This window comes from Polyangiaceae bacterium (genome assembly GCA_020633205.1).
Lineage (GTDB): Bacteria > Myxococcota_A > Polyangia > Polyangiales > Polyangiaceae > JAHBVY01.
Genome location: JACKEB010000015.1, coordinates 222,395 through 241,382, shown reverse-complemented (window position 1 = coordinate 241,382; position 18,988 = coordinate 222,395). Strand labels below are relative to the sequence as shown.

12 protein-coding genes are annotated in these 18,988 nt (G+C 64.3%); 2 read left to right on the top strand and 10 right to left on the bottom strand.

All coding sequences use genetic code 11. The annotated features are described in order from the left end of the window. Positions 1 to 360 precede the first annotated feature (360 nt). A complete protein-coding gene (locus tag H6718_23885; protein ID MCB9588470.1) occupies positions 361 to 609 on the top strand; it encodes a DUF1244 domain-containing protein in 249 nt (82 codons plus the stop codon). A gap of 43 nt (positions 610 to 652) precedes the next feature. On the opposite strand, the gene H6718_23880 is transcribed toward H6718_23885, so the two are convergent. The 6 genes from H6718_23880 to H6718_23855 form a co-directional block, all read right to left on the bottom strand. Further along, positions 653 to 1,411: a phosphate/phosphite/phosphonate ABC transporter substrate-binding protein gene (locus tag H6718_23880; protein MCB9588469.1), complete on the bottom strand. Its 759-nt coding sequence runs from the start codon at positions 1,409 to 1,411 to the stop codon at positions 653 to 655. Between the two features lie 154 nt (positions 1,412 to 1,565). After that, entirely contained in the window at positions 1,566 to 4,013 is a 2,448-nt protein-coding gene (locus tag H6718_23875; protein ID MCB9588468.1) for a transglycosylase SLT domain-containing protein, read from the bottom strand. Beyond that, a complete protein-coding gene (locus H6718_23870; GenBank protein ID MCB9588467.1) occupies positions 4,013 to 4,498 on the bottom strand; it encodes a hypothetical protein in 486 nt (161 codons plus the stop codon). The genes H6718_23875 and H6718_23870 overlap by 1 nt, the downstream gene beginning before the upstream one ends. 125 nt (positions 4,499 to 4,623) lie before the next feature. After that, positions 4,624 to 6,003, bottom strand: a complete 1,380-nt coding sequence (locus tag H6718_23865; GenBank protein ID MCB9588466.1) for an L-serine ammonia-lyase — start codon at positions 6,001 to 6,003, stop codon at positions 4,624 to 4,626. 60 nt (positions 6,004 to 6,063) lie between these two features. Further along, on the bottom strand, positions 6,064 to 7,773 hold the full coding sequence (locus H6718_23860; GenBank protein MCB9588465.1) for a hypothetical protein: 1,710 nt from the start codon (positions 7,771 to 7,773) through the stop codon (positions 6,064 to 6,066). A gap of 38 nt (positions 7,774 to 7,811) precedes the next feature. Beyond that, positions 7,812 to 9,983, bottom strand: coding sequence for a hypothetical protein (locus H6718_23855; protein MCB9588464.1), 2,172 nt, complete (start codon positions 9,981 to 9,983; stop codon positions 7,812 to 7,814). A gap of 274 nt (positions 9,984 to 10,257) precedes the next feature. Here H6718_23855 and H6718_23850 point away from each other — a divergent pair, with 274 nt between their 5' ends. After that, positions 10,258 to 11,001 carry a hypothetical protein gene (locus tag H6718_23850; GenBank protein MCB9588463.1) on the top strand — a complete coding sequence of 248 codons (744 nt, stop codon included), beginning with the start codon at positions 10,258 to 10,260 and terminating at the stop codon, positions 10,999 to 11,001. An 18-nt stretch (positions 11,002 to 11,019) separates the two neighbouring features. On the opposite strand, the gene H6718_23845 is transcribed toward H6718_23850, so the two are convergent. From H6718_23845 to carB, 4 genes are all read right to left on the bottom strand, one after another. Then, complete coding sequence (locus tag H6718_23845; protein MCB9588462.1) at positions 11,020 to 12,033, bottom strand: hypothetical protein; 1,014 nt, start codon at positions 12,031 to 12,033, stop codon at positions 11,020 to 11,022. A 119-nt stretch (positions 12,034 to 12,152) separates the two neighbouring features. Then, positions 12,153 to 13,790: a protein kinase gene (locus H6718_23840; protein MCB9588461.1), complete on the bottom strand. Its 1,638-nt coding sequence runs from the start codon at positions 13,788 to 13,790 to the stop codon at positions 12,153 to 12,155. Positions 13,791 to 13,799: 9 nt separating this feature from the next. After that, the gene (locus tag H6718_23835) at positions 13,800 to 14,639 is read right to left on the bottom strand and encodes an FHA domain-containing protein (protein MCB9588460.1); all 840 of its coding nucleotides are present in this window, start codon (positions 14,637 to 14,639) and stop codon (positions 13,800 to 13,802) included. A 642-nt stretch (positions 14,640 to 15,281) separates the two neighbouring features. Continuing rightward, positions 15,282 to 18,638 (bottom strand): carbamoyl-phosphate synthase large subunit, encoded by a 3,357-nt coding sequence (carB, locus tag H6718_23830; GenBank protein MCB9588459.1) that lies wholly within the window; start codon positions 18,636 to 18,638, stop codon positions 15,282 to 15,284. Positions 18,639 to 18,988 lie beyond the last annotated feature (350 nt).

Sequence of the window (18,988 nt, the reverse complement as noted above, 5' to 3'; positions counted from 1 at the left end):
CTTCAAGACATTGGGCGGAGTCTGCTCGAATTCTCACCCATCACACCGAAAAAAGCCAAGCGGCAAGCGCCGTGAGCAACTCGCTCTGGGTTGATCGTCGCTGCTGCGTGTCGATCGCTGCTGCGTGTCGATCGCTGCTGCCTGTCGTCACTGCCTGTCATGACTTCCCGTTCGCCCCCCGCACGGGATCACGCTCGGCGCGTAGATGGTGGTGATGAGTTCCCCGCGCAATCATGGGTGGGAAGGGAATCGGCGATCGCTCGCGCGGTTCAGCGCCACCACTGGGAGCTCCGCGGGCGCCGAGTGGCATACCGCTTGCCAGGGTTGGCGAAGCGTTGCCAAGCACCTATGCTCCGCCCCATGGACGACTCTCAGATGCGCACCGAACTCGAAGCCGCTGCGTTTCGTCGCCTCGTGGAGCACTTCCGCGAGCGCACCGATGTGCAGAACATCGACGTGATGAACCTCGCCGGATTCTGCCGAAATTGCCTGGCCAAGTGGTACCAGGCGGCTGCCGCGGAGCGCGGAGTGGAACTCGACCAAGATGCCGCGCGCGAGCGCATCTACGGGATGCCCTACGCGGAGTGGAAGTCGAAGTATCAGCGCTGACGATACGTCAGAACTCGGATCAGCGCTCGAAGACTCGCGAGGCTCAGACCACGCTGAGACGCGCCAACGCCCCTGTGTAGCCAGGATTCGCGACCTCGAAGCCCGACGTTCGGAACACCTTCTGGACCAGCGGCGAGGCGCCCGTGCCCAACTCCACTAACGCGGAGCGCACCTTGGCGCGACTCGATGGGGGTAGTTCCGTGGCGCCGATCACGCAGTCAGCTGGGACGGTCCCAGCGAGCGACACGATGTGGATACCCGCGTCGGGGATCGCGACCTCGTTCCAGCCGCCATCCCGAGTCTTGCGCGAACCGGTGTCGAGGATCGCGTACGTCGCACCGACATCCACACGTCGCTCGAAGACCGCTCGCGCCACCGCAGCGTGAGTGCCGAGATAGCTCTCCCGCGCAAAGAAGGAGTCGAGATCGCAGCCTCGATCACGCAACCAGCGGCGCGGCACGGCGTAGCCAGCCGCGCTCGCGGTGTCCACCCAGCCGACGTGCTTGCCCTCGAGGTCACTGACATCGATCAGTCCCGAGTCCCGATGCACGAACAGCGCGGAGTGGAAGAGACTGCTGGCCTCGCGTCTCGAGGTGACCAACGCCTCCGCAACACCTTGCTGAATGAGCTCCGCGGCGACCAACGGCGGCGCCCAGGCGAAGTCGATTCGCTTCTGCTTCACGTCCGCCAGTAGCGCCGAATAGGAGCGCACCACGTGACCGAAGAAAATCAGTCCCGTGCGCTCCGACAACTCAGCGCAAAGACCTGAGAGCGCCGACCGCACCGCATCACGATCGCTCACCACTCCAAACGAGTGGGCTGCTCGAAACCGAACCGATGGAGGGTCAGCCACGCGTGGCTAGCATAGCAGAAGCGAGTGACACATCGGTCACGCCAACCAGTAATCGACAGCCTAGCTGTTTTCCGCCGGGTTTCGCCGCGCGCGCCCGAGCTTGCTAGTTCTTGATCCGCAACGGCAAGAGCAGGTTCTGCTCGGCGTTCGCTGCGTCATAGAGCACGGTGTACGCGGCTCGGCTGGCGAGCACGCGCTGTGTGTAGCGGCGTGTCTCGGAGTACGGGATGGCCTCGACCCAGAGGTCGAAATCCAGGTTTGGACGCTCCCGCAGCCAACGACGCGGCCGGCCGGGACCGGCGTTGTAGCCAGGAATGGCCAGCAGCGGGTTGGTGTCGAAGGTCTCAGACAGCTTGGCTAAAGCCCGACAGCCAAGAGTGATGTTGATGCTCGGCCGCTTGAGCGCGCGAGCATCGTACGGCAGTCCCTTGGCGAACAGCTTGGCGGTCGGGACGATCAGCTGCATGAGCCCATGTGCGCTCGCGGAGCTCTCGGCGTCCTCATCGAACGCCGACTCTTCACGCATGATCGCGTAGACGAGCGTCTCGCTGATCCCCACCTTGGTGGCGTTCTTCTGCACCGTGGGTAGGTAGGGACGCGGAAACGCAATTTCCCATGTCTGGATCCAGTCGCCTGCTGGCCAACGCTGCGGCCAATCCGTCAGCAAGCCGCGCGCGACGCCATGGCTCAGGTTCGCGGAGCCGGCGCGCGCATACAGGAGCGCAATCCCCCAAAGCACCCCCGGCGCAGCCCCACGCTTCGCGATCCCCATCGCGCTGATCTCTCGCCTGGCGTTCGCGAGATCTCCAACCCGGGAGAGCTCCAGCGCGCGCAAGAACCCAGGCTCCTTGAACTCCGGCCGCTGCTCAAAGCTAAATGGCTGCCGCGCGGAACTGTCCATCGCTTCGTCGCGCACCTGCGTTGCACGCTGGGCATCCAGACCATGAAGGCGCGAGTAAGCGAGCAACATGTAGTAGGACAGCGGTAGGTCCCGCACGATGGCTTCGTACTCGGCCTTTCCGCGCTCCGTCTCGCCAAGCTGCATCAAGGACCGCGCCCAGAAGTAGCGTTCACGTCCCGCGTACTCCCGCCCCCGCGCGCCATCACGCAGCTTGCCGAGCTTCGCTGCGCGCTCGAGTACCTGGGCAGCGCCTGGCCAATCCCCCTTTTCGATCCGGCGCATCGCCAAACGGAACACTCCGTCGAGCACCATGTCGCCCTCGGGGTAGTCGCGATCCATGGTGCTCAGGAGGTCGGTGAACTTCTTCTCGACGCCGAGTTCGAAGTAGCTGTACGCGGCCTTCATCCTCGCATCGTCAGCGAGGCGATGGCTGGGAGCTTCCTTCTCCAGCTGGTTGAAGCGCTGCACCGCCTGGGTGTGGCGACCGTCCTTCGCGGCGTACACGCCGGCTAGGTACAGCAGCCGGGCACGCAAGTCGTCGCCTTTGCAACGCCGAATCGGCTCAGCCAGCGCATCCGCAGCCTCTCCGTGTTTCCGCTTGGAAGCAAGCGCCTTGGCGCGAATGAGCTGAATCTCGCAGCCAATCTCCGCGTAGCGCACGGCTTGGGGCTGCTCGCTGAGCACCGCCTCTGCGGCCTCGTCCGCCGCCTTGTCGAACCCCGCGTCGAGCAGCGAGCGCACACGCACAAGCTCCAGGTCGAGGCTCAGAGCTTGATTCTGCTTCTTCTTGTCGTCGGGCAATGCGCCAAGCGCCTTCGCCTCGAGCTGCTCTGCCATGCGGCGGCGCGCGTCTCCGCGAGGATTCTCGATTCGCACGCGGCGAGCCCAACGCAGCGCCTCGAGTCGGTCTTCTACCGCTTTCTCTGGCTGCTTGTCTGCGCGCTCGAGCAATGCCGAAGATAGGCGCAGCGCAACGTTCAGGCGGTCCGCTGGTCGCTCCCGGGACTCCAGATGAGCGGTCCAGTGCCGGATCGCACTGTCTAGCTTCCCCGCGCCCTTCGCTGCCTCGGCGATGAGCAAGTCCAGGTCGTCTTCGATTGGGGCCTCGGGCTTGACCTTCTCGAGCCAGAGCAGCGCGTCGTCGTACTTGCGCTGCGTGGTCAGCGCACGCGCAACGCCAAGCTTGGCGTAGTTGCTCAGCGCCCAATCGGCGCCCTCTGCGGCACGGGTGTACGCCTCGCCAGCTGCCTTTGCGCCGCCGGCCTGCTCGTGGAGGCGCCCGATCAAGTACTCCCAGCTCGACCGCTCATCGAGCGGCAGCTTCTCTTTTTCCGCAGAGAAAACTTTCTCTACGAGCTTCACAGCGACGCCAGGCTGAGCGCGCTCGACCGCTTCCCTCGCCTTCTTCAAGCTGGGCAAAGCCAAGAGCGGAGTGAACTGCTCGAGGTCGAAGCGATCTGCGGTGGATTTGGGGGGCTCCGAGGCGGAAGCCTCGGGGGATGCACCTGCATCCATCCCGATGGGAGTCTGTACGCCGTGCCCCGCGGGGGGCGCGGTGGGCCCGCTGCAGGCCATGAGCGCGACCAGCGGTAGCACGGGCAGCCCTAGGGACCCTAACCCCCAAGCTCGCCAACGCGATCGCTGAAGCATCAGGCGCGCCCTCGCTGCCGCGCGCTCCAAACCTCTTGGGCTTGCTCCTCCAGCGCGAGCTCCTCGGCGCGGGAAATCTCCGCCTGCCAGTTCTCCTTGTGGCGCTCGACGGCCTTGGCCTCGCCTTCTCGCAATGCGAGCTCCTCACGCCGCCGCGCCTCCTCTTTCCGCGCGGCAACCAATTGCTCCGCTAGCTTGCGCTCTTTGAGGCGTGCGTTCTCGATGCGCCCAGCCGCCTGACTCTCCCAAGCCGCTTGCAGCGCGAGGTCTTGCACGGTGGCTTCACCGCGAGCGAGCCGCTCGGCTTCAGCGCTACGTTCGTCAGCGAGCTGTTTTTCGAGCTGCTTGCGCTGCGCCGTGGCTTCAAGGGCCTGGCGCTCCGCCTGAGCGACCTGCCGCAGCTGCTCTGCGACACGCTCAGCCTGTTCCTCCACCCGCTGCTCGCGCAGGCGCTTGAGAGCTTCCAGGGAGTAGCGCTTGACCACGGGCTGAACCTAGCTCAATTTCGCTTATTTATCGAAATCACTGCACACATTTGCAGCTGCCGATCAGAAGCGGCAGTTTTTTTGTGGGGGAGAGGGAGCGCTGAGGTGCTCGCTTCAAGCTTGAATCAGCACTCGATGATGTTGACCGCCAAACCGCCACGCGCGGTTTCCTTGTACTTGGTCTTCATGTCAGCGCCGGTGGCACGCATCGTCGCGATCACTTTGTCCAGGGAAATGCTGTGCTGGCCATCGCCCTGCAAGGCGAGTCGTGAGGCGTTGATCGCCTTGATCGCGCCCATGGCATTGCGCTCGATGCACGGTACCTGCACCAAGCCACCCACTGGATCACACGTGAGGCCGAGGTTGTGCTCCATGCCGATCTCGGCGGCGTTCTCCACTTGAAGTGGCGTACCACCGAGCGCTTCCGTCAGACCTCCAGCAGCCATGGAACACGCCACGCCGACCTCACCCTGACAGCCCACTTCGGCGCCGCTGATGCTGGCGTTGAGCTTGTACAACATCCCGATCGCGCCTGCCGCGAGCAGGAAGCGCACGACGCCGTCTTCGTCGGCGTTGGGGCAGAAGCGAGTGTAGTAGTGGAGCACCGCAGGCACGATGCCCGCAGCGCCATTGGTCGGCGCTGTGACGACGCGTCCGCCGGCCGCGTTCTCCTCATTCACCGCGAGGGCAAAGAGATTCACCCAGTCCATCACCAGGAGCGGATCACGATCGCTGCGCGCGTCCTGCTTCAGGCGGCGAAAGATCGTTGCCGCACGGCGACGCACCTTGAGGCCACCAGGCAAGATCCCTTCGCGCTCACACCCTCGCTTCACGCACGCCTGCATCACCGCCCAGCGCTGGAGCAAGCCTTCTCGGATCTGTTCCTCGCTGTGCCACACCTTCTCGTTCTCGAGCATCAGCGTGCTGATCGAGAAACCGGTCTCCTTGCACAGCTCGAGGAGCTGATCCCCCGAGGTGAAGGCATGAGGCAAGGCGCCGTCTTCCACCTCGACCAGCGGGGTGTCTTCATCCACATCAGCGCCGACCACGAAACCACCGCCTACGGAGTAGAACTCGCGGCGCCTGAGCTCCGCTCCAGCCGCGTCGAACACGCAGAAGCGCATGCCGTTCGGATGCACTGGCAGCCGCTCCCGACGGTGGAACACGAGGTCCGTTTCCGCGCGAAACTTGACAGCATGGCTACCAAGCAGCGCTAGCTCGCCCGACGCTTGAATCGCCGCAAGAGCGCGCGGCACGGCATCGGGTTCGAGGGTCTCCGGTCGCTCACCGAGCAGCCCCATCACCACCGCTGAGTCGGAGCCGTGTCCCTTTCCGGTGTGCCCGAGGGAACCGAAGAGCTCGGTCTTCACCCGCGTCACTTGGGAGAGCAAGCCATCCCGCTCGAGCCCCTTGGTGAAGCGACGCGCGGCGCGCATCGGACCCACGGTGTGAGAGCTCGAAGGACCGATCCCAATGCTGAACAGCTCGAAGACGCTGATGGCCACCGGCGGAGCCTACACCTTGCAGGTTCCGTCGCAGCAACTCGCGCGGCTACCCTTCAACAATCAACGCGGAGCCAAGATCAACGCACCGCGTGGTGGCAACTCGAGGCTCACTTGTCCCACGGCTTGCACCGTGGTCACTTGGTTGCCGCGCAGCGCGTCAAACAGCGGCGTGCCCTCCGGGTAGTCAGTGCGGAACGACGCGCGCGAACTCTGAAGCGCGTGACCGTTCAGCGCCACGAGGAGACGGCGCCCGTCATGCTCCCGTTGCCAGACCAGCATGCCCGCGTCGCTCTCGGTGTCGAGCCCGCCGTAATCTGCTGCGTAGAGCACGCGCAGGCTACCATAGCGGAGCGCCGGTTCACGCTTCCTCAGCGCACATAGCGCCTGGACCACCTTGAACGAAGTTCCATCCGTGGGGAAACCCGTGGTCCACATCACCTCGCGGGACTCGTGGCCGCCCTGACCTTTGAAGTCCTGTTCGGTGCCGTAGTACACCGCAGGGATCCCGTCTGCACCGAACACGGCCGTCATCACCAGATCGGTCGCGTAGGGGTCGTCGATTTGCCCGCGAATGCGCCAAACGTCGTGGTTGTCGCCGAACACCAAACGCAGCTGCCAGGGGTCGAGTCCGGCACCGAGCGGCTGCGGCTCCTCGCGGAAATAGCTCCGGTTGCCTTCTAGCACCTGACGGGCGATGCTTGGCTTGTCGCCGCCCAGTAGTACGCGGTCCACCAAATCAAACTTGAAGGAGAAGTCGAAGACGGTGTCGAGCTCGTCCCTATCGGTGTAGCTCGCGAGCACCGCCGGGTCACGGTTGAAGACTTCGCCCAGCAGCAGGAAGTCTCGCTTGCCAAGCGCCGCGATGCCTTCACGCAGCCGCGAGCCGAACTTCGCCCAGAACGGCTGCTCGATGTGCGGCACCGCATCCACACGAAAGCCGTCCACGTCGGTCTGTGCGACCCAGCCGAGGTACGTCTCCACCAGCGCGTCAATCACCGAGTCTTGGGAGGTGTCGAGATCGCGGAGGCCCGTTGGGAAGTCACCGTACAGCTGCGAGTCGTCACCGAAGCCTCCGGCTCCTCGGCGATGGAAGTCGTCCTGGGCGAGCGCCGTCGACTCGCCGTTGACGGTCCAGTGGGGGGTGAGCGTCGAGCACGCTTCGCCGCCGTCGACGCAGGCACGCCAGATCAGCGGGGCCTCAATTGGGGCAGCCGAAGCATAGGTGGGCTCCACCTCGTCTTCGCTGATGGCCCCGTCTTGGTTCAGGTCGTAGTTGAAGACACGCCCCGTGTGGTTCGTCACCACGTCGATGATCAGGCGCATGTTGCGGGCGTGAGCCGCTTCTACCAACGCCCGCAGGTCCTCCAGGCTACCAAAGCGCGGATTGGGCGCGTCGAAGTCCAGCGCCCAGTAACCGTGGTAGCCGTCTTGTGTTTCCGTGCGGTCTACGTTGCGCACCACCGGGCTGATCCACAAGGTGTTGACGCCCAGTTGCTCGAGATAGGGCAAGCGCTGCTCGACACCTCGCCAGTCGCCACCTTGGAAGCGTGCGAGATCACCCGGCACCGGAGCGATGCCAGCCTGGACGTCGTTCGCGGTGTCGCCGTTGTCGAAGCGATCGACCAGCAGCTGATAGACGATGGCGTCGCGCCAGTCTTCGAAAAGCGCCGGATCTGAGGGCGCCGAGGAGTCAGCACCGCAAGCCGTCAGCAGCGACGCCAGCAGCAGCGTGGTGGCTGACCCGCTCTGGTCACTGACACGCCGCTGCATGCGAAAGGCATGGCAGGCGGCGTGTCACGTTGCAACGACTACTGGGCTTCGAGCACCAGGAAGGAGCGCGCTGGCAGACTCACACTGCCGCCCGCCTGCGTGCCGCCAGCGAGCAAATCAGTGTAGTTGCCCGCCGGAATGTCCACGGACTGAGCGCCGTCCGCGCGGTTGATGGCAACGATGATGTCCTGCTCCTCGCAGCCGCTGCGCCGGTACACCCAGGTATCCTTGCTCTTCGAGAGGTTGGTGCGCACGCCGCGTCCCAGCACTGGGTGTGAGCCTCTGAGCTGAGCAAGCGCCGTCACTTGATCTCGCAACGCGAGCTGGTGCGTGTTGAGTCCGCTCCAGGGCATCATGCGCCGGTTGTCCGGGTCCCCTCCCCCAGCCAAGCCCACCTCGTCGCCGTAGTAGATCAGAGGGATGCCTGGGTTCGTGAGCATGATGGCGAAGGCGACACCCAAGCGCTCGTAGGGCGCCGCGTCGCTTGGCTGCATGAAGCTCTGAGCGGCCCAACCGTTGCCGGGGCTCGAACCTTCACGGCAGTTGCCGATCTGACGACTGGCGAAGTGAATGGCGCGAGGCACGTCGTGGTTACCGATCCACGTCGTCATGATCGCGTTGCTGCCGTAGTAGCCGTCGTTGCCCGCCATCCAGTCTGCAAAGCCATCAAGCGAGCCTTCGTTCGTGAACACCGCCTCACACAACCGCGCCTTGAACGGAAAGTCGAACTGACCATCGAGCATGGTCTGCGGGTCGACGTACTTCTTCAGCAAGCCTGGGTCATCGTAGGCGAACGTCTCGCCCACCAGGTAGAAGCGGTCACCCGCCGGGTTCTGAATGTCGCTGTTCAGGCGACTGCGCAGATCCGTGAGCCAGTTGAGCGGCACGTGCTTGATCGCGTCCAGGCGGTAACCGTCGATGCCGTACTCTTTCGCCCACCACATGGCGTCGTCAACGGACCATTTCCTCGCGGCAGCGTTATCAAAGTCGAACGGTGGTAAATAGTCCGTGAACGCGCAGCGGGTGCCCCAGTAGGGGTCATCCCAGAGGTTCTCTGGCCCGCACAGCGCGATGCTGCCGTCACCTTTGCGCGCGAACCAATCGTTGTGCGCCTGATAGAGCCCCGAGGCGCTGTCCACGTGATTCATCACGTAGTCGAACAGCACCTTCATCCCCTGCCCGTTCGCTCCGGTGGTGCCATGGGCCGTGTCGACCAGCGACTTCAGGTCCTGGCTGGTGCCGATGCGCGACTCCACCTGAGGCGTCGGCGACGGCGCGCTCGGATTCGAGTAGTCGACGTTCGCCGGACTCGGCCAGTAGCCATGATAGCCGGAGTAGGTGTGATTGTCGGAGCCCGGGTCAATCGCATTCCCCGCGGAATTGCGGTTCTCGTAGGGTGCGGACAGCCAGAGCGCGGTCACACCCAGATCCGAGAGGTAGCCGAGCTTGTTCGTGACACCCTTGAGGTCGCCACCCTCGTACTGTCCGCTGGGCCCGTTCGCTGCGTCTCCACCCGTCACGCCGCTCACCGGTTGAGCCTGACCGTCGGAGTCGTTGAAGCGATCGACCATCGCGAAGTACATCACGCTGTCTCGCCAGTCGAACGCCGCCGTGTCACCGCACTCGGTGGTGCACAGGCTGATCTGGGAGTTGGTTCCGCCGAAGCCATCGTCGACCTGAGTGGGGTTACTCGGATCGGTGATCCAGTTCCCATCCACGATGAACTTGTATTGATGAGTGCCAGGCGGCACCGCCTGGGTCGTCAGACTGAAGTTGCCTGCACCATCGTTCGTCAGCGCGAGCGCTCCGCCTGCGACCGTCGGCGCCCAGTTGCTGAAGGACCCTGTAACCAGGACCTCGGTCGCGCTCGCGTCGGTGTAGCTGAAGGTGTGCTCATAGCAGGGCGGGGGGGGAGGTCCGGCGTCTTCCCCCGCGGAACCGCCTGCACCTCCGTTTGCGCCCACACCGCCATCAGCGCAGTTCACGTTGCCACTGGCACCGCTGCCGCTCGCGGCGCTGCCGCTCACTCCGCTACCGACGGAGCCGTTGCAATCCGGGTACTCCGGCTTCGGCCCCCCATCGCGATCCGGGTAGCTCCCGCCAACTCCCACGTCGTCGTTCGGCGACTCCTCGCTGAGCGCGCATCCGGACACGGTCACCCCCAGAGCGACCACCCCGAGCAGCCTCACAAACCTCATCGTCTGATGCATGACGAACTCCTTGGTCAGCACCGGCGGACGTGCCCCCGCGCCGCTGGAAGACGGTGTGAGTTACCGGACGGCATCTAGTAACTCGCGCCTGAGTTACTAACAGGTTTCGGGAGTGTGTGCAACGCGGGCGCCGAGGCGGGGCAAGCAGCCTGGCGGCGCGTTGGTCCTGGCTCAGGCCCGACGGCCGTCGGAACCACAGAGAAACGATCTTAGATTCAAGAACTTGCGCTAATTCGCCGGGCCCCCGCGTGTCACACTAAGCGCGTTGAGTCGCTTGAGAGCTTGTTGGTTGGCGGCGAGTGCGCTTGCGCTCGGCTGCAGCCTGTATCCCGAAACGCCCCCAGAAGCTCAGGGCGCGGGTGGCTCGAGCGGTAGCGCGGGCGACGCGGGCGCCACGCAAGGCGGCACCGGCAACCTGGCGGGTACCGCCGGTCAAGGCGGGACTGCTGCGGGCGGACAGGGCGGCACGAACAGCGGAGGCACCGGGGCTGGGGCTGGGGCCGCCGGCAGCGGCGGAACAGCAGCGGGTGGCACGGGTGCTACCGGCGGCACCGCGAGCGTCGGAGGCAGCAGCGGCGCGAGCGGTGGTTCCGCGGGGATATCGAACTGCAACACGGGTGTGGCCTCACCCGGAGGCACCTGCCCGAATGTGTGCAGCAGCTGCAACAATGGGGTGTGTATCATTGAGTGCGGCGCCAACTGCGCCAACAACAGTCTGGAGTGTCCGGCTGGGTTTGCCTGCCTGGTCAACTGCAACGGCAACAAGATCTGCGAGAACTCGACGCTCCGCTGCAACGAGGATTACGATTGTCAGGTCATCTGCAGCGGCAACCAAGCGTGCAGCGGCATCACGCTGGGCTGTGCTGGTGGTCGCTGCGAGCTCGACTGCAACAGCGGCACCAAGGTGTGCGATGGCGCGCAGCTCGAGTGTGGCTCCAGAGCCTGCCAGGCCAAGTGCAGCTCGAGTTCACAGCCGACGGTCACCTGCGGCGACTCCTGCAACTGCACACCGTGCTAAAGCGTCAGCGGCAAAGCATTAAAACGCGCCCCTCACCCCCAGAAGCGCACCATCTTCTGTGATCCCCCCGGAAATGCTTGCGTGGGGTGATGTGCGATCCCCTTGCTGCCAGTCCACGAAGAACCCGGCGAGCACACCCGTCGCCACGCCGAGCACCGCAGTGCCAGCCAGCAACCAGTTGGTGCGCCGTTCGAGTCCATGACCATCCTCGACGCGTTGATTGATCTGCCCTTGGGTAAGCGTAGGCAAGTCTTTCTCGTACGCATCGTGAGAGCTCTGAGTGTCCAGCGCACTCCAGGTCGCGAAGCCACCCACCACCAGGGTGGCGCCGAGCCCCGCATAGAACCAAATCGGGGAGAGCGGCTTCGCGGGCGGCGCCTCGGGTTCCTCCGCTTGGGGATCGGGCGGCTTGTCCCGCTCACCAGGCATCACCAAGACGAGCTCCCGAGCCCGATCCAAGCTCACGCGTAGTGTCTCACCTGGGGAGAGGTCGACCTGGCGCTCGAGCACCACGCCGCCGCGCGTGAGCTTGAGCTGATGCTTCCCTGGGTCGAGCTGCGTGCCCCGCTCCCCCGACTGCGCGGGCTGGCCGTCAATCTCCAGGCTGACTCCATCCCCTGCGTCAAGCTGGAGCCAAGCCGTGCGGGTCTCCGCTTTCAGCCGCTCGTCCCGCGCGCTTCGCCGCATCTCGCTGCTGGCCTCGCCATCGGCCTCTACTTCCTTGAGGTGTGAGATCCCCGTCAGCAACTGTCCGTCACGGATCTCTGCCAGCCCAAGGTTCAGCAGAATCGAAGGGTGACGCTTCACCGCAAGTGCCGCACGGAAATGATTGATCGCACTCGCGTAGTCCTGAGCCTGGTACGCTTCGACTCCCGCCTTGAAGCGCTCCTTGCCACACGCCGCGGTGGAACAAGCCTCGGTCTGCGCCAGGGCACTCGAGGCAACGCAAGGGAGCAGCAAGCTGCCGAGCAGCAGGCTCCGTCGGGCAAGCCGGGGCAGCCCAGTCATCTTTCCTCCGCGCGTGTCGAGCATCGCACCAGCCTACAATGCCACAAGCACCGGTCCGCTGCCGACTGCGTGGAGTTTTCGCCCGGTGCCTTGCGCCGGAATCCGAGCAAGCTGAGGGAGCCCTCCGCGAGTTCTACTCGCGGCTAGAACGGATTGTCCGTCACCAGGGGGTCGTGGGCGGGAGCGGCGGTCGGCTTTGGATTGGGCTTGTGGGTGTCCTTCGGCCGGGCGTTTTGCGGCTTCGACGACGGTACCTCTGCGCTCGCCGCGCTTGAACCGCTCAAGTCGGGCCCTGGTTCCGGTGGTGCGTCCGCTGAGGGTGCTGCCACCAATGGCACCACCAAGAACACGTCGCGGTCGGGGATCACTTCGAGCTCCGCGTCGCGGAAACCCGGCGCCTTCACCCGGACCTTCACCTTTGCTTCACTGCGCGGGAGCTGGACCCGCGGCGGTCGGTTCTCGATGAGCCTGCCGTCCACCCGGATCTCGGCTTTGACCGGAGGCTGGACGGAGAGGTCGAGAGTGATCTCGCTGGGGACGCTCGCACCGGCGGGCACTGGCTCGGCCTGACTGCGGCTCCACCACACGCCCGCCACGAGCAGAGCGACACCCGCAACGATCCCAGCAATCAGCCCCCAGCGTCCGCTCGCCGAGCTGGCACCGAAGCCGCTCGTCTCGGCAACGGACGGCAGCGGGCTCCCGCGAGGGGCGTCAACCTCGTGAGCAGTCACGTCGAGCCCGGGAACCAAAGCTGGCGGAACCAGGCTTGCCGGCCAGATGTCTTCCTTCAGATCACGCAGCGCTTCGCTCCGCGCAACAATTTCCCCAGGGAATAAGTGGGCCAGCAGCTCGGTCCAACGCGCGGTGTACACCTCGGTCTCCGCTGGCAGCAGCTCGCGTAACGCCTTCGAGAGCTCGTGCCCCGTCTGGTAGCGTGTCTCCGCTTCTCGCGAAAGCATCTTGCCGAATACCTCGCGGGCGCGATCCGGCAGCTCAGGGAACACACTGGCGAGGTCCGGCGCTTCTCCAAAGATCAGCTGGTTCAGCACCTCGACTTCGTCGTCGCCCCGCAGCATCGCTTCCCCGGCCAGGCTCTCATACAGGCTGGCGCCGAGCGCGAACAAGTCCACCCGATGATCGAAGTCCCTGGAGGTGACCTGCTCCGGGGCCATGTAGCGGAACTTACCCTTCAAGCGACCGTGGCCCGTTTCCGCGAGGCGCCCAATCGCACGAGCGACGCCAAAGTCGATCAGCTTGATGTGCCCATCGTAGGTGACGAAGATGTTGTGGGGACTGACGTCGCGGTGAACGATGGAGAGCGCCTTGCCGTCGTCGTCACGCAAGTCATGGGCGTAGCCCAGGGCATCAGCGACCTTCGCTCCCACCCATGCCACCATGTCCCAGTCGAGCTTGCACCCGCGCTGACTCGCTCGATACAGCACCTCCGACAAGGGTTGCCCGTGCAAGTACTCCATCGCCATCAAGAGCTGAGAGTCCACCCGCTCCAGCTCGTAGGTGTGCACGATGTTCGGATGGTTCAAGCGCACCGCGAGGTTCGCTTCGTCGACGAACATGTCCACGAACCGTGGATCCCCGAGGAGATGGGGATGAATGACCTTGAGCGCGAGCATGCGCTGCCACGAGAGCGGCCCCTGTAGGCGCGCAAGATAGACGGTCGCGGCTCCCCCCACGCCGAGCCGCTCCCCCAGGAGGTAGCGACCGAGCCGAGTACCAGGCGAGAGCCGGTCCAAAGTCGAACTACTGCGCGGCAGTGCGCTCACGCTTCAAGCTTACAGCGGCTGGGGCAATGCCAACACCTGATGGCACAATTCCCGGTCCGCTGGAGCCATCTGGTGGATGTGAGCCGCCAGAAACTCCTGATAACGCACCATCAATTGCCGATCGATGTTGGGAACACGACGCAGAAGCGCCGCTAGCTCCCCACTGACTTGTGCCGGCATGGGACGACGTGCGAGGGCGTAGAGCCGGATGGTGTAGTTCGCCCACTCGGGCGCACACGCTGCCCCAGACAGGCGGAGCGCGTACTTCGCTGCGAGCAACAAGTCCGTGTTGACCACCGGCGCCCCGCTGCGAGCCAGGCTCTCGATTTCTCGCAGGTGGGCGCCAAGCACTCGTTCGGCAGCTTCGACGCGCCCCAGCGCGAGCATCTTGTCCGCTAGCCGGCCGAGGTAGTCGAGTGGATCGCCATCCACCGTCGACGACATCGCCGGCGCTTCGGGCGGTGTAACGATGCCGCTGATTTCCTCCACGGAAATAGACGCGGAGTCCGGTGATGTGTCCTCGACCGCGAAGATGAACTCTTGAGTTCCGATCACGATGCGGTCGCCGTGACGCAGCTTCTCCGGTCTCTCAACGCGTTCTTCGTTCAGGTAGACACCGTTCGCGCTATCGAGATCCTGGAGCACCACCGCGCGCTCGGTGATTCGCAGCACCGCGTGGTTACGAGACGCGCGAGGATCCACGAGCACGATCTGACAAGCCGGGTTGCGCCCAATGAAGCACTCCCCGAGTTGAAGTCGGAACTCCTGGTTCTTGGACCGCAGGTAGTACGCGTAGCGCGAACTCCCCTCGGCCCGTTCCAGCTCGATGCTCGCCAGCTTGTGGGACACCCTACTCATAGCCTACGCGACACCCTCGTCACCGTCGATGAAACTGGTCTGCCTAGATGTCGATTATCCTGCTAGCGGCGAGAGCGGCCAGCTCGGTATCGAGCCTGATATCCACAAGTTGATCGATGCTCATCACGGCCGCTGCTGCTTCGGAACCCAACAAGGCTGGAGTGGCCTACGGTCGAGATCCCCGCTCGGGATAAGGGCCGTACTTGCTTTCCTTCAACGGCTAGAACTTCGCTTTCGCAAGGGCTTTATTGGGCCATTCGTCTGCCTAACTACTGTTTGGTGGCAGCGATCCAACTGTTACTTGTTCGCGCCTCCCGGGCGCGAATTGGTTCAGATCCCCGCGGGTGTGCGCTTCGTTAGGACTTCTCGAAATCACCACCCGAGAAAGCTTTAAGCCTGAAGCATATGCACCGGCCTCGGCGCGTAGGCACGGCTGAAACCCGGCGATGCTGTGGTCATTTCACGCCTCGCGCGGCACACAGGGCCACGTCGCTCGCCCTCGCCAAGCGAAACCGAATAATATCCTTACGGAATGACGATGTGTGAGCGGCACACACAGCAACCGGCGGTTCGCTGGGAGCCAGAGTTCAACATCAATTGGCCAGTCGGCCTGAAGGGTCGCGAACGTGCGACTTAAAGCTGTACCGAGTCCAGGCTTCGACGGTGCCACTCTTGGAGGCTGCGAACCTGAACCGTTTGGCCCTTGTTCAGCTCGTGTGCCTCGAGCGCCGCGGTGGCTCCCACCGCTGCCGCCATCGTCGTGAAGTACGGGATGTTGGCGAGCAGCGCGTTGCGGCGAATCGCGTAGCTGTCGCGGATCGACTTCAGGCCTTGAGTGGTGTTGACCACGAGCTGAATGGTGCCCTCAGCGATGGCGTCCACCACATGAGGCGACCCCATCTGCACCTTGTTCACGACCTCGCAGGGGATATGCGCTGCGAGCAGCGCCTCCGCGGTGCCGCGCGTGGCAACCAAGCGGAACCCGAGGTTCCTCAGCCGCCGCGCTACGCCCACCGCGTCGTCCTTGTCTTCGTCCTGAACGCTGATGAACGCGCGCCCGGTGGAGGGCATCTTGAAGCCGGAGGCGACCAGCGACTTACCGAACGCCAAGGCCGTGTTGGTGGCAATCCCCATCACTTCGCCAGTGGACCGCATCTCAGGCCCGAGCACCGTGTCGACACCGGGGAACTTGTGGAAGGGGAACACCGACTCCTTCACCGACATATGCGTGGGTAGGAATGCGTCGTCGATCCCAAGTTCATCCAGCGTGCGTCCCACCATCAGCTTTGCAGCGATCTTCGCGAGGGGGCGCCCTGTCGCCTTGGACACGAAGGGAATCGTACGAGACGCGCGTGGGTTGACCTCGATCACGTAGATGTCACCGTCTTTGACCGCGAACTGCGTGTTCATCAGCCCCACCACGCCGAGCTCCAGGGCCAGCGCCTTGGCTTGCTGTTCGATGCGCTCTACGATTTTGGGGGGGAGAGTGTGCGGCGGGAGCACGCATGAAGAGTCGCCGCTATGCACGCCGGCTTCTTCGATGTGCTGCATGACACCACCGACCACCGCGCGTTTCCCGTCGGCAACGGTGTCGACGTCCACCTCGATGGCGTTCTTCAAGAACTTGTCAATCAGCAACGTCTGAGTGCCGGCTTCGCGCGCGGCCTCCATCGCGAGCTCCGCGTAGGGCAGCAGGTCCTCTTCAGACCAACAGATCATCATCGCCCGGCCGCCAAGCACGTAGCTCGGGCGCACCAACACCGGGAACCCGATACGCTTCGCCACCTCGACCGCCTCATCGACGCTCTTGGCGATACCTGCCTCTGGGCGCTTCAGCCCAAGCTTGTTCAAGAGCTCGTCGAAGCGCTCACGGTCTTCAGCGCGATCGATCGCATCCGCGCTGGTGCCCAGCAGGCGGATACCGTTCGCCTCGAGGGGCACCGAGAGCTTCAGCGGGGTCTGTCCGCCGAACTGCACGATGACTCCGAGCAGCTCACCGGAGGACGCTTCCTCGCGGCAAATGGCCAACACGTCTTCCAGAGTCAGGGGCTCGAAGTACAGGCGATCTGACGTGTCGTAGTCGGTGCTGACGGTCTCTGGGTTACAGTTGACCATCACCGTCTCGTAGCCGAGCTCACGCAGCGCAAAGACCGCGTGGCAACAGCAGTAGTCGAACTCGATGCCTTGTCCGATGCGGTTCGGACCGCCTCCAAGAATGATCACCTTCTGTCGGGTCGTGACCTCAGCCTCCGACTCGGTCTCATAGGTCGAGTAGAGGTACGGCGTGCGAGCGACGAACTCAGCAGCGCAGGTGTCTACACGCCCGTAGGTAGCGAACACGTCGAAGCGCTCGCGCGCAGCCCGCACGTCGCTCTCACTCATTTCGCGTTGCTCGGCGATCTGAGCGTCACTGAAGCCGAGGCGCTTGCTGTCAAAAAGCAGCTCGCGCGTGAGCTCGGGCGCCTCCTTGATGCGACGCTCCTGCTCCACGATGCGCTCGAACTGGCGCAAAAACCAAGGGTCGATGGCGCAGGCTTCGTTGACCTCTTCGGCGGTCATCCCGAGGCGCATCGCATCGACCACGTGGAACAGACGGTCGGCGGTGGGCACGCGAATCAGCTCACTCACAGAACGCCGCAGCTCGTCTTGAGACGGAGGTGGCAACGTCGGACGCGGCTTCACCTCTGGCGGCGCCTCGTGCTTCAAGTCGCGGCCCTTATGCGGTGCAGGCTTTTCCAGGCGGTAATCCACCGCGTCGGTCAAGCTGACCAGACCGGAGCGCCCCGTCTCCAGCGAACGCGCGGCCTTCTGCACCGCCTCGGCGAAGGTACGCCCGATGCTCATCGCCTCGCCGACGCTCTTCATTTGCGTGCCTAGACGCGTGTCGGTACCGGGGAACTTCTTGAAGTCGAAGCGCGGCCACTTGACCACCACGTAGTCGATGGTGGGCTCGAAGGCGGCGCTGGTGCCGGTGATGTCGTTCTCCAGCTCGTCCAGGGTGAATCCCACCGCGAGTTTGGCGGCGATCTTCGCGATTGGGTAGCCAGTGGCCTTGGAGGCCAGCGCGCTCGAGCGCGAGACACGGGGGTTCATCTCGATCACGATCACGCGCCCATCGGCGGGGTTGATCGCGAACTGAACGTTGGAGCCTCCGGTTTCGACCCCGATCTCGTGCATCACCGCGCGCGCTTGGTCGCGTAGGCGCTGGTACTCGCGATCCGTCAACGTCATCGCTGGCGCTACGGTGACGGAGTCACCGGTGTGCACGCCCATGGGGTCGATATTCTCGATGGAGCACACGACGATGAAGTTGTCTGCGCGGTCACGAATGACCTCCAGCTCGTACTCCTTCCAACCGAGGATGCTCTCTTCGACCAGCACCTCGTGGGTGGGCGACTGCTCAAGAGCCCAGCTGACCTTCTGGTCGAACTCCGCAGGGTCCTCGACCACCGCACCGCCTGCTCCGCCCATGGTGAAGCTCGGGCGAAGGATGATCGGGAAGCCGATCTCTTTGGAGATCTCTTTTGCTTCCGCGAGGGAACGCGCGTAGCCGCTGCGGGCACACTCTAGCCCGGCCGCCGCCATGCACTCCTTGAAGAGCATGCGGTCCTCGGCCTTGCGAATGGCGTCCACGTTGGCGCCGATGAGTTTGACGCCGTACTTCGATAAGACCCCCGCCTCGTTCAGGTCCAACGCGAGATTCAGCGCGGTTTGTCCACCCAGCGTCGGGAGCAACGCATCCGGTCGCTCGCGCTTGATGATGGCCGTCAGCGCATCCACCGTGAGCGGCTCGATGTACGTTCGACGCACCAGCTCCGGGTCGGTCATGATCGTCGCTGGGTTGGAGTTCACCAACACGACGTCGTAGCCAATCTCCTTCAGCGCCTTGGCGCCTTGGGTCCCCGAGTAGTCGAACTCGCAGGCTTGGCCGATGACGATCGGGCCGGACCCGATCAGGAGGATCTTCCGAATGTCTTCGCGGCGAGGCATGTCGGGTGGGTCGACTACCACAGACGAGCCCTTCGGTAACGCGTCGTCCCAAGATTGTTTGGGCGTCTGCGCTGGCGGACCTCCCCCCCAAACCAGGCAGCGCCGAAATGGCCGTGTTCAGGACCCGAAAGGCACACGCCGTCGCACACTCGCCCCACCCGCTTCGCCAATAGCGCTTCCAGGACTTGGTTACGGCACGACCCTTGCGTCACAGCCGGGCAGTGGACCAGCGGACGCGTAGCCAGAACCTCAGCTCTTCAACACCCTCCCCGGCCCCAACCCGCTCGGAACCGAGCCGCGAAAACAGCGCTCTGCTGGGGCTTTGGCGCGCTCTGGATGGCGCAACGAAG